Here is a 24804-nt window from a genome sequence, read left to right as displayed (position 1 = left end):
CGCCGCCGATGCCGGCTCGGTCTGGTCGGGCAGCTTGACGCTGCCGCTTGCCACCGCGACGCCGCCGATCACGAAGCGCTCGGCGTGCGTATAGTTCAGCACGCACTCGCCGTCGCGGAACAGCCCCTGAATCAGATAACGATCGCGCAGCTCGTCGTTCGACACGCACTCCATCATGTCCGGATGCGTCGCGTAATAGGTCCGGTCGTACATCAGTGATCGTCCTTGGTAAGCGGCAGGTCGAGCCCCAGCCGGTAGATGCGATTGGCGTTGCCGGCGAACAGCGCGCGGCGCTCGCTATCGCTGCAATCGATGACGGCGGCATGGCATGCCTCCATCTGCGCGTCGATGCTGCCGAACAGGCGGTCGGTCGGCAGGTCGCTCGCGAACATCGCCCGATCGGTGCCGAACAGGTCGATGACGGTGCGCACCGTGTCGCGTACGAACGCCGCGTCCCAGTCGCGTCGCGCGAACCCGAAGCCCGACAGCTTCACCGCGACCTGCGGACAGGCCGCCAGCGCAGCAAGGCCCCGACGCCATTCGTCATAACCATCGGCGTCACTCAACACCGCCATGCCGGCATGGTTTACGATCACCGGCACGTCCGGATGCCGCGCAGCGAGCGTCGCGATCGCGGGCATCTGCCCCGGATAGCATTGCAGGTCGAACGACAGGCCATGCCGCGCCAGCGCCGCGAAGCCGCGCTGCCATGCATCGTCCCGGGTCACGTCGCTTGAGGTATAGCTGCGCTGCGGATCGGCGTGCCAGTTGACGATATGGCGGATGCCCCGCACCCGCGGGTGCCGCGCATGCGCGGCAAGCAATGTCTCGACGTCCGGGGCGTCAAGCGCCGCAAAGGCGACGATGCCGGTCGGCAGCCCATCCGCCTCCGCCAGCCCCTCCAGCCACTCCGTCTCGGCGAGCGCGTGCGCGGGATCGGCGCCGGCATCGACGTGCACCGCGCCGACGACGTTCCACCGCGCCATCTCGCGTCGATAGTCGGCGGGCAGATAGGTCGTGGCGATCGGTTCGACCGATCCGTTCGGGCCATCGTCTGCAAACGGCGGGGACAACCACGGATAGCGCAGCCGCGTCAGGTCCCACAGATGAATGTGCGCGTCGACGAACGGAATCGCCGCCTCGCCACCCGCGCCTGTCATCATTGCAGCGCCATCAATAGGTCGTCCGCCCGCCCGACGTGTCGAAGGTCGACGCCGTAGTGAAGCTGCATTCCTCGCTGGCCATGAAGCAGACCATCGCCGCGCTTTCCGCGACTTCGCCCAGCCGCCCCATCGGGATCTTGCCGCGCATATAATCGACCTGGCTCTGCGGCAGCTGCGCGAGGATCGGGCTTTCGAACGTCGCCGGGGTCAGCGCGTTGGCGATCACGCCCTTGCCCGCCAGTTCCTTGCCCAGCGATTTGGTGAGGCCGATCACACCCGCCTTGGTCGCCGAATAGGCCGAGGCGTTGGGATTGCCTTCCTTGCCCGCGACGGACGCCACGTTGACAATCCGACCATAGCCGTTGGCAACGAGATGCGGCACCACCGCGCGGCAGCAATAGAACAGGCCGTTCAGGTTGATGTCGACCACGCGCAGCCAGCTGTCGATCGGATATTGATCGACCGAGGCGGTCGCGCCCGTGATCCCCGCCGAGCAGACGAGGATGTCGACCTTGCCCAGCGCGGCAACGGTCGCGTCGGTCGCGCGGGCGACCGCCGCCGCGTCCGATACGTCGAATGCCTCGACGTGGGTCGCACCGATCTCAGGCTGGGTTTCGGCGAGGCGGTCGGCATCGACGTCCCACAAGGCGACACTGCCACCTTCCTCGACGATCCGCTTCGCCACCGCGCAGCCAAGACCCGACGCGCCGCCGGTGACGATCGCGGTGCGGCCGGCAAAGCGACCTGCATAGCTGCTCACGCGGGAAGCTCCATCGCGAAGGGCACGCAGGTCTGGCGCTGTTCGCCGAGGCCGGTGATGCCGAGGTGCATCGTGTCGCCCGCCTTCAGGAAGATCTTGTCGGGCTTCTGCCCCTCACCCACGCCTGGCGGCGTGCCGGTGATGAGCAGGTCGCCGGGATGCAGCGTAATGAAGCGGCTGACATAGGCGATGCATTCGGCAACGGGGAAGATCATCGTCGCGGTATTGCCGGTCTGCATCCGCTTGCCGTTGACGTCGAGGAACATATCCAGCGCTTGGCAGTCGCTGACCTCGTCCGCCGTCACCAGCCACGGACCCACCGGGCCGAACGTGTCGCAGCCCTTGCCCTTGTCCCACTGGCTGCCGAGTTCCTTCTGGAACGCGCGTTCCGACACGTCATTCGCCAGCACGTAGCCCGCGACGTGATCGAGCGCATCGGCCTGCTCGACGTAGCGGCACGTCTTACCGATCACGATACCCAGCTCGACCTCCCAATCGGTCTTCTGTGAGTCCCTGGGGATCATCACCGGATCGTTCGGCCCGGTCAGGCACGAGATCGCCTTGGTGAAGAAGATCGGTTCGGGCGGCGGTTCCAGGCCCGCTTCCTTGGCGTGATCGGCATAATTGAGACCGATCGCGATGAACTTGCCGATGCCCGCGACGGGTACGCCGTAGCGGGGTTCCCCCTCGACCAGCGGGAGACTGGCGGGATCAAGTGCAGCGAGACGGGCGAGCACCTCGGGCGTCACCTCGGCAGGCGTCAGGTCGGCGATTACGCCCGACAGATCGCGAATCTGGCCGTCTGCATCGATCAGGCCGGGTTTTTCGGCGCCGCGCGCGCCGTAACGACAGAGCTTCATGGCAAAAATCCTCAGTGCGTATAGGGGCGATGCAGCGGCACGTCGGCGTTCAGCTCGACGCCGAAGCCGGGCTTGTCGAGCGCGCTCGCGCGGATGCGGCCGTTCTGCGGCACCGGCTCGCCCAGCAATTGCGGCGCGAACATCGGCACCACCTCGGTCGGGCCGGGGTGCATCATCAGGAATTCGGCGAAGGGCGAATTGTGCCGGGTGATGACGAAATGATAGCTGTAGACCGACGATCCGTGCGGGATCATCATCACGCCGCGGCTGTCGGCATAATTGGCGATCTTGATCAGTTCGGTCACGCCTCCGCACCAGCCCACATCGGGCTGGATGATGTCGCAGCAGCCCATGTCGATCAGCATGCGGAAACCCCAGCGGGTTGCCTCATGCTCGCCGGTGGTAACGAGCAGGCCCGGCGGCGCCTTCTTGCGCAGCTCGGCATAGGCCCAGTAATCGTCGGGCGAGAGGGCTTCTTCGATCCACTTCAGCCCGCATTCGTTCCAGGCGCGTTGCGCGAGCCGGGTGGCATAGTCGAGGTCGAGCGACATCCAGCAGTCGTACATCAGCCAGAAATCGTCGCCGCACTTGGCTCGCATATCGGCGAGCAGCGCGATGTTCTTCTCCATCCCCTCCAGCCCCTCGGCCGGGCCGTGGTGGAGCGGCAGCTTGCCGCCGATGAAGCCGAGCTCCTTGGCGACATCGGGCCTCGCGCCGGTGGCGTAGAATTGCAGTTCGTCGCGCACAGCGCCACCTAGCATGTGATAGACCGGCTCGCCGCGCAGCTTCCCGAGCAAATCCCATAGCGCCAGGTCGACGCCGGAAATGGCGTTCACCACAAGCCCCTTGCGGCCGTAATATTGGGTCGAGAAATACATCTGGTCCCAGATTTTTTCGACCTCGACCGGCGAGCGCCCTTCGAGAAAGCGGGCGAGATGCTTCTCGACGATATAGGCGGCAGGCTCTCCGCCGGTCGTCACCGCGAAGCCGATCGTGCCGTCCTCCGCTTCGATCTCCACGACCAGCGTGCCCAGCACGTTGATGCCGAAGCTTTGCCGCGACTGGCGATATTCGGGATAGCGGCTCATCGGCGTGGCGATGTGATCGTCGATCCAATGGCCTGCGCCCTGATCGTGATAATCGGCCCCCGCCCCGCGCGCGACAAAGGCGCGGACATGCTTGATCTTCGACAACGCCACGGCAAGCCCCTCTGCCCGGTTTACTTTCTCACTTTATGGGATAGGATACTAGCTAGTGAGACTCCGGGCGTCAATCGGCTCTTTGGTCGAAATGGCACCGGGACTACAGCACAATGGATCGACGGAGAGGAATGCGATGAAACTGCTCGAAGGCAAGACGGTGGTCGTCACCGGCGCCTCCACCGGCATCGGCCGCGCCATCGCGATCGGCGCAGCACAGCATGGCGCGGACGTCGCGATCAACTTCGCGCGCGACACCGACGGCGCGGCGCAATGCATTGCCGGGATCGAAGCGGCGGGCCAGCGTGGGGTCGCGATCCAGGGCGACGTCGCCGATCCCGCCACCGCGACCGAGTTCATCGCGCAGGCGGTGAAGGCGTTCGGCAAGGTCGACGTGATGGTGTCGAACGCAGGCATCTGCCCCTTCCACAGCTTCCTCGACATGCCGGTCGAGACGTTCGAACGCACGATGCGCGTCAACCTGCACGGCGGTTATTATATGTGCCAGGCTGCAGCACGACAGATGGTCGACCAGGGCCATGGCGGATCGATCATCGCCGTCTCCTCCATTTCGGCGCTCGTCGGCGGCGAATTCCAGACACATTATACTCCCACCAAGGCGGGGCTCCATTCGCTGATGCAGTCCGCCGCGATCGCACTGGGCCGGCACAATATCCGCTGCAATTCGCTGCTGCCCGGCACCATCCTTACCGAGATCAACAAGGATGACCTCGCCGACGAGGGCAAGCGCAAATATATGGAAGGCCGTGTGCCGCTTGGCCGACTGGGCGTGCCGGAGGATATGGCGGGGCCGGCCATTTTCCTCGCTTCCGATCTGGCGCGTTACGTTACCGGCGCGGCGTTGCTGGTCGACGGCGGCGCCTTCGTGAACCTGCAGTAGGCGGGACCCTACCCCACCGTCACGCCGCGTGCGCCGTCGCCGAGCACGCAACGCGGGTTCGGCGACGTCCGCTGCGCATGGTCCGCACTCTTCTCGGTTCTGGCCGCTGATCGCCGGAAGCCCCCGCGTTTTAGCGCTCGACAGCGACCCGTGCGCCGGGCAAATAGTCCCATATTATGGCACGAGGACGCAGGTCGCTCGCGTCACAGGAGAGCTCGACCATGCCCGCATCCGCCGCCAAGGCCGCCCCAGCCGATCCCAGCGAGGCAAAGTCCCCCTCTGGCAGCCAGACGCTGTTGCGCGGCCTCGACCTGATCGACGCCGTCGCCGATCGCCCGATCGCGCTCGCCGAACTCGCCAGCCGGCTCGGTCTGACGCGCAGCACGACGCACCGCCTCGCCAGCGCCTTGATCGACCGCCGCTTCCTTACCTTCACGCCGCGCCAGGGCTATCGCCTGGGGCCGAAGCTGCTCGAACTGGGCTTCCTCGCGCAGCAGCAGGCCGACGTCGTCCAGATCGCGCGCGATCATATCGAGGCGCTCGCGGCCGCGTCGGAAGATACGGTGCATCTCGGCGTCCGCGACCATGACCGCGCTTTGTACCTCGACAAGATCCCCGGCCGCCGCCGCGTCGAGATCAGCAGCCGCATCGGCGACCGCCAACCGATGACGTCGACCGGTCTCGGCAAGGCGCTGATGCTCGACGATCCCGAGCGCCAGTGGCAGCCGCATTTCGAGGCCGATCATAATACGGCCGATTATGACCTGTGGCTGTCGCGCATGCGCGGTTACGTCGGCCGCGGCTGCGCGTTCGACCTTGAGGAAAACGAAGACCAGATCCGCTGCGTCGCGGCACCGATCCGCGATGCCAGCGGTCGCATCGTCGCCGCGATCAGCGTCTCGAGCGCTGCGCAATATATGTCCGACGATCGCATGACGACGTTGACCGACGAGGTACTCGGCACCGCGCATGCAATCAGCCGCGACCTCGGCTGGCGCGACCCGGCACAGGGCTGACCCCTTCTCATATAACAATCATCTCTTGCACTATATGGGATAGTCTTCCATACCCTGCATCACGGCCGACAAGAGCCGCGGGCGACAGGAGGATGGGTGCATATGGCGACGACGAAGCCACTGCTCGGGATCGCCGCGATCCTGCTGCCGCTGGCGGCCAGCGCCGCCGCGCAGGACCAGGCGAGCCAACCCCAGATGCGTATCGTCATCGCCGGCGATTCGACCGCCAAGGATTACAATGCGCAGCAATATCCGCTGTCGGGCTGGGGCAGCATGTTGCGCTGCGCGGTGGGGCCGGAGGTGACGATCGACGATCGTGCCCAGGCGGGTCGCAGCACCAAGAGCTTCATGGCGGAAGGACGGCTCGACGCGATCGCGCGGACGCTGAAGCCGGGCGACACCCTGCTGATCCAGTTCGGTCATAACGATGCGAACCAGGCCAAGCCCGAACGCTACACGCCTATCCCCGACTACGAAGCGAACCTGAAGCATTTCATCGCAGTCGCACGCATGGCGCATGCCCAGCCGGTGCTGATCACCCCGGTAACGCGCCGCGCCTTTAAGGACGGCCATGTCGTCCCCAGCTTCCCCACCTATTCCGCCGCCGCCAAGCGCGTCGCGGAGGAGACCAAGGTGCCGTTGATCGACCTTGCCGCGCTGTCCGAACGCTGGATCGACGCGCTGGGGCCGGACGGGTCGAAACGCTATTACCTCCATTACGCCAAGGGCGAAGGACTGCCCGGCTATAAGGACGCAGTCGACGACGACACGCACTTCAGCGAGCTGGGCGCGCGCCGCATCGCCGATCTGGTCGCGGGCGGACTCGCCGCTACCGGCCTGCCGATCGCGGGCCATGTCCTGATGGATCGCTCCGCGCTGCGCCGCGATACGCCCGCGGGCGGCCCGTCGTGTACGCTCTGACCGCACTGGCGGCTGCGGTGGCGGTGGCGGTGGCGGCACCCGCCGCCGTGCCCGCACGCACCTATGTCCTCGCCGGCTCGACGCGTGACGCGGCAGCGATTCGCGTCGCGCCCGGCCGGGCTTATGCCGACGGGTTCGGCTATGAGGCCGATCCCCATCTCTTTTCCATCGCGGCGACACCCGGCAATTATGCGGTGACGGTCACGCTGGGCGATCCCGCCCGCGCGACCGATACGACGATCAAGGCGGAGAACCGCCGCCTGATGCTCGACGCGGTCCGCACGCGTCCCGGCGAAATCGTCACGCGGCGGTTCATCGTGAACGTCCGCAACCCGCAACTGGCACCGCCGCCTGCGAACGCGCCCGGCGGCAATGCGGTGCGCCTGAAGCCTCGCGAGCTCGGCGCCCTCAACTGGGACGACCGGCTGACGCTCGAAGTGCTGGGCCACGCGCCCGGCCTGCGCACCGTATCGATCGCGCCCGTCGATGTGCCGACGTTGTTCCTGCTCGGCGATTCCACCGTCACCGATCAGCCTGCGGAACCCGCGGCGAGCTGGGGGCAGATGCTCCCCGCATTCCTCGCGCCCTATATCGCCGTCGCCAACCATGCCGAATCGGGCGAGACGCTGAAATCCTTTCTCACCGAGCTGCGGCTCGACAAGGTATTGGCGAGCGCGAAACCCGGCGACATCGCGATGATCCAGTTCGGCCATAACGACCAGAAAACGCAGTGGCCGCAGACCTATGCCGATGCCGCGACAACCTATCGCGACTATCTGCGCACCTATATCGCCGAACTGCGGCGCCGTGGCGTCATCCCGGTGCTCGTCACCTCACCCGAGCGGCGGATGTGGACCGCCGACGGCCATATCCGCCCGACGCTCGCCGATTATGCCGCCGCCGTCCGCACCGTCGGTGCGGAAACGCAGACGCCGGTCATCGACCTCAACGCCGCCTCGATCCGTTTCTACGAGGCGCTGGGACGGACGCGCGCGCCGCTCGCGTTCAACGACGATGGCCGCGACGCGACGCACCACGACAATTACGGCGCCTGGGTGCTCGCGCATATCGTCGCCGATGCCGCGCGGCGACAGGTGCCAGCGCTCGCCCGCATGGTTCGCCGCGACCTGACGCCGCTCGACCCCACCCAGCCGCCTGCGCCCGAGGCCTTTCGCCTCGCCGCCAGCGGCGCGCGCAGCACGCAACGCCCGGCAGGAAACTGACATGCCATTGGACCGCCGCACCCTGATCGCCGCTGGCCTGTCGCTCGCCGCAACCCCACGCGTGGCGCTCGCCGCGCCCGCCGTCAGCCGCTTCCCGATCTGGCCCAAGACGCCACCGGGCATGCCGACGCCGCCGGTCGTCGACACGTTCGTGCTGCGCGCACCCGAAGGCCCTGCCGACAATATCGCCTGGCCGCATATCGCGACGCCGATGCTAACCGTCTGCCCTGCGACGAAGCCGACCGGCGCGGCGGTGCTGCTGATCCCCGGCGGTGGTTATGCCCGCGTCGCGGTGGGGCGGGAACCGTCCGCCGTGGCGCGCTGGCTCGCGTCGCAAGGCCTCACTGCCTTCGACCTGCTCTATCGCCTGCCCCACGACAATTGGGCGGCGGGTCCCGACGCCCCGCTCCAGGATGCGCAGCGCGCGCTGCGCGTCATTCGTTCGCGCGCACGAGAGTGGGGCATCGACCCGACGAACATCGCCGCGATGGGCTTTTCGGCGGGCGGACACCTCGCCGCGCGCCTCGCATCACGGTCGGCGCTCAAGACCTACGCGCCGGTAGACGCAATGGATACCCAACCAACCACGATCAAAACCGTCGGCCTGTTCTTCCCGGTCATCACGATGACCGAAAGCTTCGCCCATGGTCAGTCGAAACGCGAACTGCTCGGGCGCGCGCCCGATGCCGCGACCGCCGCACGCTACTCCGCCGAGCTGAATCTGCCCGCCGACATGCCGCCGACTTTTCTCGGCCATGCCGCCGACGATCCCGTCGTGCCGGTCGCCAACAGCATTACCATGTTCCAGGCGGTCCACGCGCTGCCCCGTCCCGCGGAACTCCATATCGTCGAAACCGGCGGTCATGGCCCCCGCCTGATCGGCCCCGACGGCAAGCCCCACCCGTGGCTCGTGCGCTTCGCGACCTTCGCCCACCGCCACGGCCTTAACATTCCCGGAGACGATACATGAGCCAGCCGATCGCATTCCGCATGATGCTGAAGCCCGGCATGGCGGCCGAATATCGCCGCCGCCACGACGCGATCTGGCCCGACCTTGCCGAGGCCCTGCGCGAGGCGGGAATCCACGATTATTCGATCTTTCTCGACGAGGAGACGAACGCGCTGTTCGCCGTGCTCCGGCTCCATCCCAACGACACGCGCGACACACTGCCCGGCCAGCCGGTCATGCAGCGCTGGTGGGATTACATGGCCGACCTGATGGAGGTGCAGCCGGGCAACCGCCCGGTCGAAGCACCACTGACGCCGATGTTCCACTTCGCATGAGCCTGGCTGCCGCCCTGCTGCTGGCCGGTGCCGCCGCGCCCCAGGTCGCGCCGCCGACCGAGGTGCCGCGCGTCACCTTCGACAGCCGCTCGCTACGCATCGACGGCAAGCCGACGCTGATCTGGTCGAGCGAATTTCACCCCTTCCGCCTGCCCTCGCCCGATCTGTGGCGAGACATCCTGCAGAAGATGAAGGCCAGCGGCTTCAACACCGTCGCGATCTATATCGACTGGGGTTTTCACAGCCCGAAGAAAGGCGTCTACGACTTCACCGGCATCCGCGACGTTGAGCGCGTGCTGACCATGGCGCAGGAGGAAGGGCTCTATGTCATCACCCGCGCCGGGCCCTATGTGAATGCCGAGCTGTCGCGCGGCGGCTTTCCGGGCTGGTTGGTCAATCAGCCGGGCAAAGCGCGCACCGACGATCCCGAATATCTCGCGGCGGTCGACGAATGGCTCGACCGGATCAACCCGATTATCGCGCGTCATCAGCTAGGGCGGGGCGGCACCGTCATCCTCCACCAGATCGAGAACGAACTGGCGCTGACCACCCCCGCCCAGGGCCGCTACATGCAGCATCTGTACGACAAGGCCCGCGCCGACGGGATCTCCGTGCCGATGTTCCACAACGACCAAGGCCGCAACGGCTATTGGGTGCCCAAGAACTCCGACGTGCCGCTGACCGTGCCGGGGCCACAAGAGCTTTACGCCTTCGACGGCTATCCCGGTGGCGTGTGCGGCGTCGACAACAAGCCGACCAAGGGCGCCCCCGCCCCCGACTGGGGCCTGTATGGACCCGGCGGGGCAAAAGGCGGCGCCAGCGCCTCGCCGAAGACCCCCGGCTTCATCGCGGAGTTCGGCGGCGGCTGGTTCGATTATTGGGGATCGAACGGCATGTATCCGTGCAACGCGATCCAGCGCGGCAGCGGATACCAGCGCGTGTTCTATGGCACCAACATCGCCAACGGCATCGCGATCCAGAGCATCTATATGGGCTATGGCGGCACCAGCTGGGGCTGGCTGCCCGCGCCGGTGGTCTACACATCCTACGACTATGGCTCGGCGATCGACGAGGCGCGAAACCTGCGGCCCAAGGCCCTGGAACTGAAGCAGATCGGCCAGTTCCTGCAAGCGGTGCCCGACCTTGCCCGGCTGGAGAAGGCACCCCCGGTCGCGATCACCGGCAGCGATGCGGTGCAGGTCTATCACGACCGCAACCCCGATACCGACGCGCGCCTGCTGTTCGTCGCGCCCAAGCCGTCCAACGCGACCGGCGATGCGCGATTCACCATCACTGCGGACCTGCCCGACGGGCGCTACAGCTTCGCCAGCGAACTGCACGGGCGCGATGCAAAGCTGCTGGTGGCGGGCGTCAATCTCGAACGCCAGCGGCTGGTCTATTCGTCGTCCGAACTCCAGACGACAATCCGCCAGGGTTCGGAGGATGTCGCGCTCTTCTACGGCCGCGCGGGCGAACCGGGCGAGACGGTGCTGCGCTACGCGAGCGCGCCCAAGGTCACGGTGATCGACGGGCAGGTTTCGAGTGCCTTCGATGCCGCCAAAGGCGACCTGCGCCTGACCTATACCCATCGCGGCCTCGCCCGCGTGCGGATCGAGGGGGGCGGTCGCGCACCGCTCTTGCTGCTGATCGGCGACGTTGCGGCGGGGCAGAGCTTCTTCCGACAGGAGGCGCTGCTGGAGCGTGGTCCGGCGCTGGTGCGCCGTGCGACGGTGCGCGGAAACACGCTCGACCTGACCGGCGACACCGAAACCGCGGCACCGCTGGAAGTCTGGGGCCGGGTCCGTGTAGTCCGCTGGAACGGACAGGCGGTGCCCGTCACCCACTCGGCGAGCGACAGCCTGATCGCCCGCCGCCCCCTGCCCGCGCCCCAGGCTCTGGCCCTCCCCGACCTGATGGCGGCGACGTGGCGCTATGCCGAGGGTTCGCCGGAAGCGCGGACCAATTTCGATGACGCTAGCTGGACCGTGGCAGGCACGGCGCGCAACGTCGCAACCATACGCCCGCCGACCGGCCAGCCCAATCTCGGCGCGGACTCCTATGGCTTCCACGACGGCGACGTCTGGTATCGCGGCCGCTTCACCGGCTCGCCGCAAGCGCAGACCGCCACGATCCATTACGGCGCGGGTGGCGCGGGGATGCTGCAGCTGTTCCTCGACGGCCAGTTGGTCGGCCAGCACGAGCTGGCGGGCGGCCTGCCCCGGCCGATCACGACCGGCGTCGCCGAATTCACCCTGCCCCCGGAGGCACAGGCCCCCGGCGAGCATGTGCTGGCGGCGATGGTGCGGGTGAACGGCCACAACTGGGACCTCGACGTCGACGACGCGCACAAGGAACCGCGCGGGCTGATCTCCGTCTCACTCGCGCGGCCGGGCGGCGACAGCTTTGCCGTGCCGATCGCGTGGAAAATCCAGGGCCGTGCGGGCGGCGAAGACCTGAAGGACGTCGCGCGCGGCCCCAGCAACAATGGTGGCCTGTACGGCGAGCGCATAGGCTGGACGCTGCCGGGCTTCCCCGATGGCGCATGGCCGTCGCTCAAGCTGGCCGACGCCAAGCCCTATACCGGCACCAGCTGGTATCGCACCGTCTTCGACCTGTCCGTGCCCAAGGGCGATGACGCGACGATCGGCCTCCAGATCGGCGATCCCAAGACACCGCGCTCGCCCGGCCGCTACCGCGTGCTGATCTTCGTCAACGGCTGGAACATGGGCCAGTTCGTCGCCAATGTCGGCCCGCAACGCGTGTTCCCGATCCCGGACGGCATCCTGCACCATCGCGGCCGCAACACGCTGGCGCTCGCCGTCACCAGCGACGGTGCGCCCGGCAACGCGATCGAGGCCGTAAAGCTCGTCACCCTCCATCACGCGCGCGGCGGCGTGGGCGTCACCGACGTGGCCGCACCCGCTTACCGCGACCTTTATCCAACCCATTGATCCTTCGGAGAGACTTTCCCGTGGCAGCCCTCAATCACGACATCCCCCGCGCCGAGGTGACGGCGCAGATCGCCAAGCTGATCGACAACCTCGTCAACATCAAGGACGAGACCGGCGAGTTCCTGCTCCGGCTGGAGGACGGTCGCGTCATCGACACCAAGGGGTGGAACGACTGGGAATGGACCCACGGCATCGGTCTGTTCGGCCTGTACCGCTATTGGGAGCAGACCGGCGACGAAGCAGCCTGGGACGTGATGCTGAAATGGTTCGAGGACCGCTTCGCCGCGGGCACCCCGACCAAGAACATCAACACCATGTCGCCCTTCCTGACGCTCGCCAACCTGTACGAACATACCGGCGACCAGACCTATCTCCCCTATCTCGACATCTGGGCCGAATGGCTGATGGCCGATGACGGGCTGCCCAAGACCGAGGAAGGCGGCTTCCAGCACATCGTCTTCAACGACGAGAACCCGCAGGAGATGTGGGACGACACGCTGATGATGAGCGTGCTGCCCTTGGCCCGCATCGGCCAGATCCTCGGCCGGCCGCACTATATCGAGGAGGCCAAGCGCCAGTTCCTGATCCACATCAAGTACCTGTTCGATCGCCAGACCGGGCTTTGGTATCACGGCTGGACCTTCGACGGCCGCCACAATTTCGCGGGCGCATTGTGGGCGCGCGGCAATTGCTGGGTGACGATCGCGATCCCCGAGATCATCGAGATGCTCGACCTAGAGCCGGGCGACGCCTTCCGCACCTTCCTGATCGACACGTTAGCCGCGCAGGTGAAGACGCTCGCTGAACATCAGGACGAGAGTGGATTGTGGCACACGCTGATCGTCGATCCGACCAGCTATCTGGAGGCATCGGCCACGGCAGGCTTCGCCTATGGCATCCTGAAGGCAGTGCGGAAGGGATACCTGCCGCGCCATTACGAAGCGGTCGGCATCAAGGCGATCCGCGCCGTTCTGGCGAACATCGATGAGCATGGCGAACTGAAGCAGGTCAGCTTTGGCACCGCGATGGGCGACACGATGCAGTTCTACAAGGACATCGCGCTGACCTCGATGCCCTATGGCCAGAGCCTCGCCATCTGCGCGCTCGGCGAATTCCTGCGGACCTACATCTGATGTCCACCGCCGCCATCACCCCCGCCCGTCCGGTCCGCTGGTACAATTTCGCCGCCTATGGATCGAACGACATCCTCGGCGCCGGGTCGATGGCGGTCATCAGCACCTGGGTGCTGTTCTTCTACACCACCTTTTGCGGCCTGTCGGCGGCGCAGGCGACGCTGATCTTCGGCATCGCCCGTGTTCTGGACGCAGTGGCGAGCCCAACCATCGGTTATATCTCCGACCGTTTCGGTGACACTTGGGCGGGCCGCAAATTCGGGCGGCGGCGGGCGTTCATCCTCGCCGCCATCCCGCTGCTGCCGTCTTTCGCGATCATGTGGGTGTCGGGCCAGACCTTTTGGTATTATCTCGTTACTTATGTGCTGTTCGAGCTGGTCTACGCGCTCGAGATCATCCCCTACGAAACGCTCGCCGCCGAAATGGCGAGCGATTACCGCAGCAAGGCGAAGTTCGCCGGCTGGCGCATCATGTGCGGCCAGATTTCCGCGATCCTCGCTGCGGTCCTGCCTGGCCGGCTGGTCGAGCATCTCGGCAAGGATGCGCCCGACACCTACCTCTACATGGGCATCCTGTTTGCCGTGCTGTTCATGGGTGCCGCGACGCTGCTGTATCTGTTCAGCTGGGAACGCCCGCGTTCGGCCGAGACCGCGGCCCTCGCCCGCGAAAAGATGACGCCGACCACCGCGATCCGCGACCTCTACCGCAACCTGTTCTCGACGCTGCGGATCCGCGCGTTTCGCCTGCACCTAGGCATGTATCTCGGCGGCTATATCAGCCAGGACATCTTCAACGCCGCCTTCGCCTATTTCGTCGTCTTCGCGCTGGGCGGCACAACGCTGGCGGTGTCGAACCTCGCCGGCCTCACCTATGCGGTCCAGACGGTCGCGGTCCTGCTCGCGATCAACTTCGCGCTGCGCGCGTCGCCCGCGCTCGCCTATCGCATTGCGGGCGTCAGCTTTGCGATCGGCGTGCTGATCTTCCTGGGGCTATGGTGGAGCGGCCATGGCGCCAGCGGCTGGATCTTCGCGATCCCCGTCGTCTTCGCCGGATTGGGCCGCGGGGCGCTCAACTACATTCCCTGGGCGACGTACAATTTCATGGCGGACGTCGACGAAATCGTCACCGGCCGCCGCCGCGAGGGCGCCTTCGCCGGCGTCATGACCTTCGTGCGCAAGATGTCGCAGGCGATCGCGCTGATCGCGGTCGGGCAAATATTGCAGCTGTCGGGCTTTGTCGCCGGGGCAACGAGTCAGTCGTCGGTCACCGTCCATGCGATCGTCGCGGTGATGATCGGCGGCACGCTCGCCATCCTCGCCTTCGGCCTATGGGTGTCGCTGCGCTTCCGGCTCGATCCCACCACCCATGCCGTGCTGATGGACGAGATCGAACGGCTGCGCGCCGGTGCCACGACGCCCGCCAGCCCGCAAAGCGGCGCGATCGTCGAGGACCTGTCGGGCTGGCGGTACGACCAATTGTGGGGCCGCAACCCGGTCCTCTGACCGGGCTGCGCCATCCCCTTACTCGGGTGTATCGGACGCCTTGGTCATGCCGAGGTAGAAGCCGGTATGCGGCGGCTGGTTATACGCCGTGTTCTGCCACGCGATGCCGGCGCGATAGACCGAGTCCTGCAACAATGTGGTGATCCGGTGCGTCGTCGGCCACGGCGTCGTGTAGATGCGCAGCTCGCGATTGTCGGCGCTGCGCCACACCACCTCTTCGCGCCAGTCGCCGATCAGGTCGGCTTGCAGCGCTGGCGTCGCCTTGGTGCCGTTGTTCGACGCCGCACCCTCGGCGACCAGCAGCGGCTCGGCCTTGCCCGTCTTCCAGTTCCATTTCGAGATGGTCGTGCCGTCGAGCAGTTCGCGGAGCAAATCGCCGTCCCACCAGATCGCGAAGTTGGTCGGCTTTGGATGCGGCCCGATCGCCTTGCCGTGGACATCATAGAGATCGGGCTGGTTCGCCCCCCACATTTCCTCGCCGACATACCGTGGGTCGATATCGGCACTGAGGCCGCGGCCGGTGTCCGTCTTTGCGGGCTTGGTCCACAGGATCTTGCCGGTCCGCGCATCGAGCAAAGCCGATCCGATACCGCCATTGTGCGAAATCTGTTCGTGCACCCCGAACTTCTCCAGTCCCGGGCGCGACGGATCGAGGTCTCCGACATGCATCGTGTCGCCATGGTAGAGCGGCTGCGTCCACAGCCCCTTACCGTCGGCGCTGACCGCCATCGATCCGTAGATCACCTCGTCGCGCCCGTCGCCATTGACGTCGGCGATGCTCAACTGGTGATTGCCGCGATCGGCGTAATCCGCGTTGCCCGGCTGGTTCGTGTCGAACAGCCAGCGCTCGGTCAGCTTGCCGTTCCGATAGTCCCACGCGGCAATCGCGGTGCGCGCATAATAGCCGCGGCCGAAGATCATGCTCGGGTGCCGCCCGTCGAGATAGGCGACCCCGGCCAGAAACCGATCGACGCGGTTGCCATAGGCATCGCCCCACAGCTTCGCCATCTCGGCAAAGCCCGGATCGTTGCGGGGGCCTCGCGGCGGATCATAGGGGGCAGTGGCCAGCGCCTTGCCCGTACGCCCGTCGAACACGGTCAGATATTCCGGCCCGGTCAGGATACGCCCGGCGAGCTTCGCCACCATGCGCCCGTCAGCGGTGACATGCGCGCCGGTCTTATCCGCCTGCGGCACTTCGCCGTCGTGCTGGCGCCAGTCGCCCTTGGGGTCGCCGATGACGGTGCCCAGGCCATCGACCGTCCCGTCGGCGGTCTTCATCGCCACTTCGGCGCGGCCGTCGCCATCGAAATCCTGCACCAGGAATTGCGTGTAATGCGCGCCTGCGCGGATGTTGCGGCCCAGATCGATCCGCCACAGCCGTTTGCCGCCCAGCGTATAGCCGTCGAGATAGACCGGCCCGGTATAGCCACCCTGGCTGTTGTCATGGCTATTGGTCGGGTCCCATTTCAGCACCAGATCGGGCTGACCATCGCCGTCCAGGTCACCCATGCCGACGTCGTTCGCCGTATAGCTATACGCCTCGCCGTCCGGCGTCGTGCCGCCCGCAGGGGGATCGAGCGGGATCGACCAATAGCCCTTGGCCCAGACCGGCACCGCCGGCGTCATCGCGCCCGCCGTGCCCGGCGCGATCATCCGCACCGCGTAGCGGCTGGCGGACGTGCCGTCGGGATCGCGGAAGTTGGTCGATTGCGTGATGGGTGCGGGGGTCACCTTGCGTCCGTCGCGATAGACGTCGAACCCGACGCCTTTGGGATCAGACGACAGCGATCGCCAGTCGATCAGCACGCCGCCGCCCTCCGCCGGCACCGCCACGACACCGCGGTCCAGTCGCTCCGCCTGCCGCGCCGGATCCTGCGCCGATGCGGTGCCACCTGCCGCCAGCAGCACCCAGCTTGCCAGCCCGCCCAGCCACATCTGTCGTCCCATCGCATCTCTCCCCAGGCTTCAACGCCCTGTCGTTACCGCCGCGAAAGAGCGGCTTGGGGCAATCATAACAATCCTTCGTGGAATTCCAATCTATACGATTGCATTCCACATTGTGGTCATGTACACGGGTTGTCGAGAATGGGGCTCCATCGCCGCCAACCCGCGCAGATCGGGGGCAAGCATGGACGCACGAGGGAGGATGACATGACGGGTTCCACTGCATTCAAGGATTCACGGCTCGGTGCGCGTCATATGCTGCGCACCTCGGCGTGGGGGGCGCTGGCGCTGGGACTCATCGCAGGCACACCCGCGCTGGCACAGACCGCGACCCCGGCCCCGCAGACTCAGCCTGACGCCCCCAAGCAGGATCTCGACGAAAAGGCACCGGGCGACATCGTCGTCGTCGGCACCCGCGCCTCGCTGCAGTCGGCGATCCAGCGCAAGCGCAACGCCGGCACCGTCGTCGACTCGATCGTCGCCGACGACATCGCGAGCTTCCCCGATAAAAACATCGGCGATAGCCTGGCGCGCGTCACCGGCGTGCAGTTGAGCCGCGAATTCGGCGAAGGCAATCAAATCTCGATCCGCGGCGTCGAACCCGATCTGAACCGCGTCGAAATCAATGGCGTCGGCCAGTCCTCCGCACTCGGTTCTCGCGCCGGTGACTTCCGCGAATTCGCCTCCGAACTCGTCAAGTCGATCGACGTCTACAAGGGCTATCAGGCCAAGCTGACCGAAGGCGGCCTGGGCGGCACGGTCCTGATCGAAACGCGCAAGCCGCTCGAACTGAAGAAGGGCATCGCAACGGTCAACTTCGCCGAGCAGCATCTTGAAACGACCGACGACTGGAAGCCCCGCGCCACCTTGCTGATCGGTACCCCGCGTTTCCTGATCGACGGCCTCGGTGTCCTGGCCAACATCACGTACAGCGACGTCACCACGCGCCAGGATTACGCCAGCAACACCGGCTGGAGCCGCATTGCCGACTTCGATCGTTCGGACCAGAAAACGGTGGCGAATGACGCTTATTCGTCGTTCACTACATATGCCAGTTGCGCCAACGTCGGCGCAACGGCAAGCCAGACGTTCGCAACCCGCCGCGCGGCTTGCGAAAACCAGTTCTTCGACTGGGCACCCAACGGGCCGCGTTACCGGAACCTCGTACGCCACGATAAGCGCCTGTCGGGCGACGTGACGCTGCAGTACGAGTTCGCCAACAACTTCCGCGCCTATGCCGAAGTCCAGTGGAACAACCGCGACCAGCGGCTTCAGGACGTCAACTACGCGCTCGATATGGGCCGTATCCAGCGCTACCAGCTCGACAACCCGGTCGGGTCCAACACGACGCCGCAGATCAAGGCGGGCACGTCCACCGTCGACGCCAACCATGTCGTGACCAGCTACACGACGGCATTGACGTCAGTGCCCGTGAGTAGCACGGTCATCAGCGGGTCGAGCAACATCCTGGGCGTGCAACGGCGCGACTTCCAGTACGATCAGAAATCGCGTTACTATATCACCGGCTTCGACTGGGTCTTTGACCGCTTGCGACTGAAGGGCCTCGCCTCGCGCAGCGAGTCGCGCACCATCGGCAACACCAACCTCATTTCGATCAGCACCGGAATCTCCGGCATGCAGGTCGACCGACGCAACGATCTGGGCGTGCCCGTCTTCATTTACCCCAGCAACGTAAACCCTGGGGATCCGGCGATCTACACCGACTTTTCGCGTCCTGGAAATACGGCGCAGGCGGGCCCGAACGTGCAGTACAGGCCGACTGACAACGGCAACAGCGAGAACCAATTGAAGCTCGACGGCATCTTTGACGCCGATTTCGGCCCGCTAAAGAGCATCGAGTTCGGGGGTCAGTTCCGCTGGGCCGATTATTACGGCTACAACGGCGGCGGCTCACGCTTGCTGACGCCGGCATCGGGCTCGACCCCCGCGGTCTATCAAAGCAGCGCCAACGTCTCGCTCACCACGGCGATCACCAGCGCACCCACGGTGGCGCAGCGCGTCAACGGCACCAGTTACACGCTGACGCAGGCCGAATACGCCAACCTCATCAACGCGCTCGGCACGGCGACCGGCGGTGCGCCGATGTTTACCGGCATCCAGGGTATTCCGTCGGCTATCCCGAACCGTCTCGCCTATGCAAACTTCGACCCGAAGGTACTCGCCCTCTACTACGACTTGTCGGGCTTCAACCAAAGCCTGGTGCGTCAGGCCAATGGCCTGCCGCAGATCCCTGCGGTCAAAATCGATGAAACGATCGCCGCGGGCTATGCACAGGCCAACCTGGAATCGAGCGTGTTCGGTATGCGCCTGCGTGGCAATGCCGGCGTGCGCTACATCTTCACAAAGGACGTCGGCACCGGCACGAACGTCCGTCGCGTGACCCGCTTCACCGCGACCGGCGGTGTCGAGACGGTCACGATCGGCGCGCAGCAATTGTCGCTCTCGACGACCTATGTCGATATTCTGCCAGCGTTTAATGCGTCGCTGGAATTCACGCCGAACCTCGTCCTGACCGCCAACTGGGCGAAGAACCTGGCGCGTCCGAAACCAACCGACCTTGTCCCTAATATCAACTGCCTTGACGATCAGACGATCGCCGCGGCGGACGACGTTTGCACGGCTGGCAACCCGGCGCTGAAGCCGTATCGCGCCGATCAGTGGGAGGTGAACCTGTCCTGGTATCCCAACAAGGATACGCTGGTCAGCCTGGGCTATTACAAGAAGTCCGAAAGCAGCTTCGTCATCCAGAACATCCTGCGGTCGGGCGTCGACCTGTTCCAGGACGGCGTGACCTACACGGTGCGCCAGCCTGCGAACGGCTTCGGCGCGCTGCTCGACGGTGTCGAGGCGAGCGCGCAGACGGCTTTCACCTTCCTGCCCAAGCCCTTCGACGGCTTCGGTGCCAGCGCCAACATGACCTATGCGCGAGCGCTGCGCACCAACCTGACGAATCTCGGGACCAATCAACCGCTGAACGATTATCCCGGTCTGTCGAAGTGGACATGGAATGCGAGCATCTTCTACGACAAGGGCTGGCTGAACGCGCGTCTCGCCTACAACTACCGGTCGGACTGGCTGCAGACCGTGGCCGACTCGACCAACGGTAACCTGCCGATCTATCGCAAGGCGGAAGGCTATCTCGACGCCAAGGTGACGTTCCGCTTCCCGCAGTGGCACTACAGCCTGTTCATGGAAATGCAGAACATCAACAAGGAATACGGCCAGACGTACATCAAGAACATCGGTACGTCCGAAGTGTTCTACCCCGGCCAGCGTTTCTTTGCCGGTGCATCACTGAAGTTCTGATCATACCGCGGGGCCGGATCGCCAGACGATCCGGCCCTTTTCTATGGCCGCAAGAACCGCACGTTCCTGACCCGCAAATGGCTGCGGGTCGTCCGCAGGCCGAACCAGCCGCGCGTGTAAGGCGCAGCATCCTGCATCGTGAACAGCCGCACGCCGTCGCGCTCCACGGCAATCTCCTGCCCTTTGGCGATCAGGCGGATATGCGTCCATCGGTTGGGCACCAGCATCGCGGCGGCGTCGCTGCGGTCGTGTTCGGGCAATAGCGGTCGATCCCCCGTTCGACCGACATAGCGGCGCATGCGGGTCGTCGTGTTCCGATTTCCGCCGATACCCACGTAATAGGTCTTGAGCGTATCATATTGCGCGAAGGCGCCGCTGCGCGGCCGCATCAGCACCGATCCACGCGGCACCGCCGGGTCCTGCGCCATCCAGAAGGCGTTGACGTCGCTGACCGCATCATGCGGCCCGCCCGCCTGCACCGCCATCACGTCGTAATCGATCGCGACCGGTCCGGTCAGCGGCCGGACGTACCACAGCGTCACGCCATCCGCTGCGTCGATATCGATCACCCCGCCGCGCAGCAGCGTGACGGTGGCCCCCGGCTCAGCCTCGATCAGCCACCGCGACAGGGTTTCGCGCGCGCTGGCCGCTGGCGCCGCGATCACCATCGCGGCGAGCAGGAACGCGCGCACGGTCACAAGCTGCCGCCGTCTATCAATGGCGCGAGCAGCACCAGATTGGCGGTCGCCGCCAGCCCCCATTGCGCGGCGTCGTTGGTCGAGACGTCGGCGAGTTCGTCGACCGGCTTCAGCACCGCAGGCGGCAGGATGCGCCGCGTGCCCTTCGTCTGATCCCGACCCGCGCGGTCGCCCGCACCGGTGAACTCCGCCCACGCGCGCCGGGCAAGCGCAGTGTCCTTGGTCGCCACCGCGGCATAAGCGGTGAAGCGCGAATGCGCCTGCGTCAGTGCGCGCCCCTTGCCGGGATCGCCGGTTTTCGCGCGGAACGCGGCTTCGGGCGCGTTATAATACGCGCAATAGTCGATCCACGCGGCGCGATAGGCGGGCACGTCGACCAGTTCGAGCAGCTCGGCCATCGTCTCGAACACGCCGAACACGCCGTTCAGATGGCTCATGCTGACGGTATCGCCGCCCCCCACGAACCGCCCGGTGGCAAGATCGAACGCCGCACCGCCTGCGAACCATTGCTTGGGTAGCGTCGGCAGCGTGCGCATGCCCGCGACGATCCGGTCGCGCCAGCGTGTGTCGCGCGTCCGCTCCCATTCGGTCATCCAGGCGGCGACCAGCGGGCCCCAGATCGTGCCGAACGACATGAACACCTGCCCCGCCGGCAGGGGTTTTTCGGAGACGACCGCGCCCGTTCCCGCCGTCGCGCCGTCGTTGGGCAGATGCGCGCCGACCTTGCGCATGATGTCGACGTTGGCGAGCATCCGGTCGCTGTCGATCAGCGCGTGCATCAGGTCGCCGCAACGTTCGTCGGCGGCAAGGTAATAGAAGATGCGGCGATAGGCGGCGTTGGAGATGCGCGGCTGTTTCGAACTGTCGCCCCAATGCTGCACGCCATGGCGCGTGCCGAAGCCCTTGAAGCGCCCGGTGTGATAGACATCGACCTCGCCCGTGTGGCGCGTCATCGCCTCCGCCATGCGGAACACGTCGGCGCGGCCGGTGCGCAGATAGGCGTACCAGAGCCACAGGTCACTCGACAGCTCGCTATTGTCCCAGGCGAAACCGCCGATGTCGTAGCGCCAGACGTGCCGGTCATCGTCATAGCTGTGCATGACGTCGCCATAATTCCAAAAGCCGTACCAGCGACGCTGCTCGATCTGGCCGATGTAGAAGTCCAGCTCGCGCGCCGCGCGGGTCTCGATGCCGCCGCGCACGCCTGCTCCCGGCGTACCGGCCGGCCCCCAGATGCCGAAGACATTGGCGTCATGCACCGCCGCATTGGCAGCGACGATGCGCGGCGGGCGGGCGACCTGCGCCGCCATCTGCGCGAGGCGCGTACGGCTCGGCGTCGCGGGCAGCGCCCATAGCCGGAACTCGCTGGTCCGCGCGATGCCCGACGCATCGCCCCAGCCGGGCTCGTAATCCTCGTAGGTGACGTCGAGCCCCAAATTCTGGTGGGCATAATCCGCCATGCCCATCGTGCCGTGATAGAAGCGCAGGTCCATGGCCGGCGCGTCGGGTGCGTGATACCAGAGCGTGAAGCGCGCCGCGTCACCGTCCGCACCGGCAACGTCGAGGCCGACGGGGCAGCGCTGCCAGAAATCGTGCATGGCAAAGGCGACGCCGCCGCTCGCCCCCCCGATATAGCCAAGGCCCGCGGCACGCTGGCCGCCATCCACATCGACCCAGCCATGGCCCGGTCCGGTCCGCTTGGTGATCGCGAAGCCATCCGCATTCGGCTGGCGCAGGCGGAATTCGCCCCAGGCGGGGATATAGTCGAGCTTGTCGCGCACCGCCGCCGCCATCTGGCCGATCGACGGCACGGCACGCCCTTCGGTCTGGGCGGTGCGGAACGCCTTGCCGGGATCGCGACGCAGGCCGGTCAGCGGCCGCACCGCCTCGGCCCACAAACCGCCATCCTGTCCGGCGAAGCGGATATGACGGTCGTAGAGCGCGTCGCGCAGCGGCGCCTCACCGGTGACGCCCAATCCCCGGACGAAGCGCTTGGCGGGATCGCCGTCGAAGATCAGGCTATGCACCACCCGCACGGAGGCCGACCCCGCGTAGAAGTAGAGACGTAGCGAGAAGGGCAGCCACCGCTCGCCCTCTCCCTCATGCTGGCCTTCCACCCGCACCACCGCGCGGATCGGACCGGTCTGTTCGACCACCGCACGCTCGATCCGGCTGGCATAGCGCAACCGGCGCGGGGCCGCCTCGGCATCGTCGTCGGACCCATCCTGCGCCGACGCGGTCAGCGTGACATTGCGCAGCACCTCGCGCCCGCCACTCGTCGCACTGCGGATGATCGCGGCGCCACTGCGACCGATCGTCCAGCGCGTGTCCCCCACCGCGACCTCGATCGCGTCGCTACGCTCGGTCACGTGCACCGCCGGGCCCGTAGCGCCGGCCCTGCCCGCCTCGACCCGTAGGTCAGCCGCCAACGCGGCGTCGGCAGGCACCGCATGGCCGGTCCATTTGATTGAGCCATCGGGCCACCATGCCATCGGCCAGCTCTGCACGGGCTGCGTCGCACCGCCTGCGCGGACTCGGTACGCGTCGGCCAGTCGCGTGCCGCGCGGCCACGGCTGCCCCCAGGCCAAGCCCTCGTGCGCTGAAGGTGGTGTGCCGTCGAGCCAGCCCGCATTGCCGCCAGTCGCGGCCGTCGCCTTCGCAACGGGATCGACGGCTGCGACCGCCTCCGTCCCCATCACGCTTGCCGCGGTCGCGGCCGTCGTCGAAAGCAGGAACGTCCTGCGGCTCCAGTCGGCCATGTCCGGCACCCTCTCAAATATAGGACAGCTTTTCATCATATGATACTATTTGACGGCCGCGGTCAAAGGCGATTTCGGGCGGGCGTTTCGCCGCAAGATACGGTCGCGTCTTCATTTCCGCCGCAGCGCGACCTATGCCGTCACCATGACCACGGCTGAGCGCCCGATCCGCACCCTGAAGGACATCGCCCGGCTGGCCGGCGTCAATCCCGGCACAGTATCCCGCGCGCTCGCCAACAGCCCGCTCGTCAACGAACAGACGCGCCAGCGCATTGCCGCGATCGCGGCGGAACATGGCTTTCGCCCCAATCTGATGGCGCGCCGACTGCGCACGCAGCGCACCGGCGTGATCGGTATCGCGGTGCCGCTGGGCCATGAGCGGCGCCAGCATCTGTCCGACCCGTTCTTCATGACCCTGCTCGGTCATCTCGCCGACGGCATCACCGGGCGCGGCTATGACGTACTGCTGTCGCGCGTCGTGCCGGACAGCGACGACTGGCTGGACGATATCGTCCGGTCGGGGACGCTCGACGGCGTGCTGCTGATCGGCCAGTCGGATCAATTTGCGGTGATCGAAGAGGTCGCGCGTCGCTATCGCCCGCTCGTCGTCTGGGGCAGCACCGTGCCGGGCCAGGCGCATTGCGCGATCGGCGTCGACAATGTCGCGGGCGGCCGCTTGGTCGGCGAACGGCTGATCGCACGCGGCTGCCGCCGGCTCGCCTTCATGGGCGAGGTCCGGACGTTGGAGCTGATCGACCGCCACCGCGGTCTGTGCATCGCGGCGGAGGCCGCCGGCCTGCCGCCGCCGTTGCAGCTCGACACCCACCTCGCCTCCGACATCATGGCCGCGGAGATCGCCGCGAATCTAGACCGCGCGGGCGACGCGATCGACGGCATCGCCGCCGCGTCCGACGTGATCGCGATGCAGACGATCGCGGTGCTCGACCAGCGCGGGGTCGCCGTACCGCAGCGGATCGCCGTCACCGGCTTCGACGATCTGCCCTTCGCCGCGCAGGCGCGCATCGGGTTGACGACGGTGCGTCAGGATCTGCCGCGCGGCGCCGCGGCGATGGTCGACGCGCTGTTCGCGCGCATTGCGGGCGAGGATCGCGCGTCGCTGGTGATGGAACCGGTGCTGGTCGCACGCGACAGCGCCTGACGAG

At 66.4% G+C, this 24804-nt stretch carries 18 protein-coding genes and 1 pseudogene; 11 read left to right on the top strand and 8 right to left on the bottom strand.

Annotation, left to right across the window (positions count from 1 at the left end):
* From ACGVWT_RS11120 to rhmD, 5 genes and pseudogenes are all read right to left on the bottom strand, one after another.
* Window positions 1–213: pseudogene (locus ACGVWT_RS11120) on the bottom strand (5-dehydro-4-deoxy-D-glucuronate isomerase); the annotation flags it as partial.
* Window positions 213–1160 carry an amidohydrolase family protein gene (locus tag ACGVWT_RS11115; RefSeq protein WP_315462488.1) on the bottom strand — a complete coding sequence of 316 codons (948 nt, stop codon included), beginning with the start codon at window positions 1158–1160 and terminating at the stop codon, window positions 213–215. The pseudogene ACGVWT_RS11120 and the gene ACGVWT_RS11115, both read right to left, overlap by 1 nt.
* Window positions 1161–1173: 13 nt before the next feature.
* A complete protein-coding gene (locus ACGVWT_RS11110; RefSeq protein ID WP_315462308.1) occupies window positions 1174–1923 on the bottom strand; it encodes an SDR family NAD(P)-dependent oxidoreductase in 750 nt (249 codons plus the stop codon).
* Window positions 1920–2783, bottom strand: coding sequence for a fumarylacetoacetate hydrolase family protein (locus tag ACGVWT_RS11105; RefSeq protein ID WP_315462309.1), 864 nt, complete (start codon window positions 2781–2783; stop codon window positions 1920–1922). The genes ACGVWT_RS11110 and ACGVWT_RS11105 overlap by 4 nt, the downstream gene beginning before the upstream one ends.
* 11 nt (window positions 2784–2794) lie before the next feature.
* Entirely contained in the window at window positions 2795–3982 is a 1188-nt protein-coding gene (rhmD, locus tag ACGVWT_RS11100; protein ID WP_315462310.1) for an L-rhamnonate dehydratase, read from the bottom strand.
* A 136-nt stretch (window positions 3983–4118) separates the two neighbouring features.
* Here rhmD and ACGVWT_RS11095 point away from each other — a divergent pair, with 136 nt between their 5' ends.
* From ACGVWT_RS11095 to ACGVWT_RS11055, 9 genes are all read left to right on the top strand, one after another.
* Entirely contained in the window at window positions 4119–4883 is a 765-nt protein-coding gene (locus tag ACGVWT_RS11095) for an SDR family NAD(P)-dependent oxidoreductase (RefSeq protein ID WP_315462311.1), read from the top strand.
* Between the two features lie 221 nt (window positions 4884–5104).
* Complete coding sequence (locus ACGVWT_RS11090; protein WP_315462312.1) at window positions 5105–5899, top strand: IclR family transcriptional regulator; 795 nt, start codon at window positions 5105–5107, stop codon at window positions 5897–5899.
* A gap of 102 nt (window positions 5900–6001) precedes the next feature.
* Window positions 6002–6820 (top strand): rhamnogalacturonan acetylesterase, encoded by an 819-nt coding sequence (locus tag ACGVWT_RS11085; protein WP_315462313.1) that lies wholly within the window; start codon window positions 6002–6004, stop codon window positions 6818–6820.
* Window positions 6808–8043: a rhamnogalacturonan acetylesterase gene (locus ACGVWT_RS11080; RefSeq protein WP_315462314.1), complete on the top strand. Its 1236-nt coding sequence runs from the start codon at window positions 6808–6810 to the stop codon at window positions 8041–8043. The genes ACGVWT_RS11085 and ACGVWT_RS11080 overlap by 13 nt, the downstream gene beginning before the upstream one ends.
* 1 nt (window position 8044) lies before the next feature.
* Window positions 8045–9013, top strand: a complete 969-nt coding sequence (locus tag ACGVWT_RS11075; protein ID WP_315462315.1) for an alpha/beta hydrolase — start codon at window positions 8045–8047, stop codon at window positions 9011–9013.
* Complete coding sequence (gene rhaM / locus ACGVWT_RS11070) at window positions 9010–9327, top strand: L-rhamnose mutarotase (RefSeq protein WP_315462316.1); 318 nt, start codon at window positions 9010–9012, stop codon at window positions 9325–9327. Before ACGVWT_RS11075 ends, rhaM begins: the two co-directional genes overlap by 4 nt.
* Window positions 9324–12278, top strand: a complete 2955-nt coding sequence (locus ACGVWT_RS11065; protein ID WP_315462317.1) for a beta-galactosidase — start codon at window positions 9324–9326, stop codon at window positions 12276–12278. The genes rhaM and ACGVWT_RS11065 overlap by 4 nt, the downstream gene beginning before the upstream one ends.
* A 20-nt stretch (window positions 12279–12298) precedes the next feature.
* Complete coding sequence (locus ACGVWT_RS11060; RefSeq protein WP_315462318.1) at window positions 12299–13411, top strand: glycoside hydrolase family 105 protein; 1113 nt, start codon at window positions 12299–12301, stop codon at window positions 13409–13411.
* Window positions 13411–14913, top strand: a complete 1503-nt coding sequence (locus tag ACGVWT_RS11055; protein WP_315462319.1) for an MFS transporter — start codon at window positions 13411–13413, stop codon at window positions 14911–14913. The genes ACGVWT_RS11060 and ACGVWT_RS11055 overlap by 1 nt, the downstream gene beginning before the upstream one ends.
* A gap of 18 nt (window positions 14914–14931) precedes the next feature.
* On the opposite strand, the gene ACGVWT_RS11050 is transcribed toward ACGVWT_RS11055, so the two are convergent.
* A complete protein-coding gene (locus tag ACGVWT_RS11050) occupies window positions 14932–16860 on the bottom strand; it encodes a rhamnogalacturonan lyase (protein ID WP_315462320.1) in 1929 nt (642 codons plus the stop codon).
* 204 nt (window positions 16861–17064) lie between these two features.
* On the opposite strand from ACGVWT_RS11050, the gene ACGVWT_RS11045 reads away from it, so the two are divergent.
* Complete coding sequence (locus ACGVWT_RS11045) at window positions 17065–20184, top strand: TonB-dependent receptor (RefSeq protein ID WP_394426357.1); 3120 nt, start codon at window positions 17065–17067, stop codon at window positions 20182–20184.
* Between the two features lie 41 nt (window positions 20185–20225).
* Here ACGVWT_RS11045 and ACGVWT_RS11040 read toward each other — a convergent pair whose 3' ends face one another.
* Complete coding sequence (locus ACGVWT_RS11040; protein WP_315462322.1) at window positions 20226–20882, bottom strand: DUF6250 domain-containing protein; 657 nt, start codon at window positions 20880–20882, stop codon at window positions 20226–20228.
* Entirely contained in the window at window positions 20879–23641 is a 2763-nt protein-coding gene (locus ACGVWT_RS11035; protein WP_315462323.1) for a Tat pathway signal sequence domain protein, read from the bottom strand. The genes ACGVWT_RS11040 and ACGVWT_RS11035 overlap by 4 nt, the downstream gene beginning before the upstream one ends.
* A 145-nt stretch (window positions 23642–23786) precedes the next feature.
* Here ACGVWT_RS11035 and ACGVWT_RS11030 point away from each other — a divergent pair, with 145 nt between their 5' ends.
* A complete protein-coding gene (locus ACGVWT_RS11030; RefSeq protein ID WP_315462324.1) occupies window positions 23787–24800 on the top strand; it encodes a LacI family DNA-binding transcriptional regulator in 1014 nt (337 codons plus the stop codon).
* The last annotated feature ends 4 nt before the right edge of the window (window positions 24801–24804 follow it).

This window comes from Sphingomonas sp. S6 (assembly GCF_043498045.1).
GTDB lineage: Bacteria > Pseudomonadota > Alphaproteobacteria > Sphingomonadales > Sphingomonadaceae > Sphingomonas.
Note: the sequence above shows the minus strand (reverse complement) of the source record. Positions and strands in the feature narration are given on the sequence as shown.

What these genes read in the sequence shown, in the direction of transcription:
- ACGVWT_RS11115 (WP_315462488.1), bottom strand. Translation starts at nt 1,160, where the DNA reads ATGACAGGCGCGGGTGGCGAGGCGGCGATTCCGTTCGTCGACGCGCAC.
- ACGVWT_RS11105 (WP_315462309.1), bottom strand. Translation starts at nt 2,783, where the DNA reads ATGAAGCTCTGTCGTTACGGCGCGCGCGGCGCCGAAAAACCCGGCCTG.
- ACGVWT_RS11095 (WP_315462311.1), top strand. Translation starts at nt 4,119, where the DNA reads ATGAAACTGCTCGAAGGCAAGACGGTGGTCGTCACCGGCGCCTCCACC.
- ACGVWT_RS11090 (WP_315462312.1), top strand. Translation starts at nt 5,105, where the DNA reads ATGCCCGCATCCGCCGCCAAGGCCGCCCCAGCCGATCCCAGCGAGGCA.
- ACGVWT_RS11085 (WP_315462313.1), top strand. Translation starts at nt 6,002, where the DNA reads ATGGCGACGACGAAGCCACTGCTCGGGATCGCCGCGATCCTGCTGCCG.
- ACGVWT_RS11075 (WP_315462315.1), top strand. Translation starts at nt 8,045, where the DNA reads ATGCCATTGGACCGCCGCACCCTGATCGCCGCTGGCCTGTCGCTCGCC.
- rhaM (WP_315462316.1), top strand. Translation starts at nt 9,010, where the DNA reads ATGAGCCAGCCGATCGCATTCCGCATGATGCTGAAGCCCGGCATGGCG.
- ACGVWT_RS11065 (WP_315462317.1), top strand. Translation starts at nt 9,324, where the DNA reads ATGAGCCTGGCTGCCGCCCTGCTGCTGGCCGGTGCCGCCGCGCCCCAG.
- ACGVWT_RS11055 (WP_315462319.1), top strand. Translation starts at nt 13,411, where the DNA reads ATGTCCACCGCCGCCATCACCCCCGCCCGTCCGGTCCGCTGGTACAAT.
- ACGVWT_RS11050 (WP_315462320.1), bottom strand. Translation starts at nt 16,860, where the DNA reads ATGGGACGACAGATGTGGCTGGGCGGGCTGGCAAGCTGGGTGCTGCTG.
- ACGVWT_RS11045 (WP_394426357.1), top strand. Translation starts at nt 17,065, where the DNA reads ATGACGGGTTCCACTGCATTCAAGGATTCACGGCTCGGTGCGCGTCAT.
- ACGVWT_RS11035 (WP_315462323.1), bottom strand. Translation starts at nt 23,641, where the DNA reads ATGGCCGACTGGAGCCGCAGGACGTTCCTGCTTTCGACGACGGCCGCG.
- ACGVWT_RS11030 (WP_315462324.1), top strand. Translation starts at nt 23,787, where the DNA reads ATGACCACGGCTGAGCGCCCGATCCGCACCCTGAAGGACATCGCCCGG.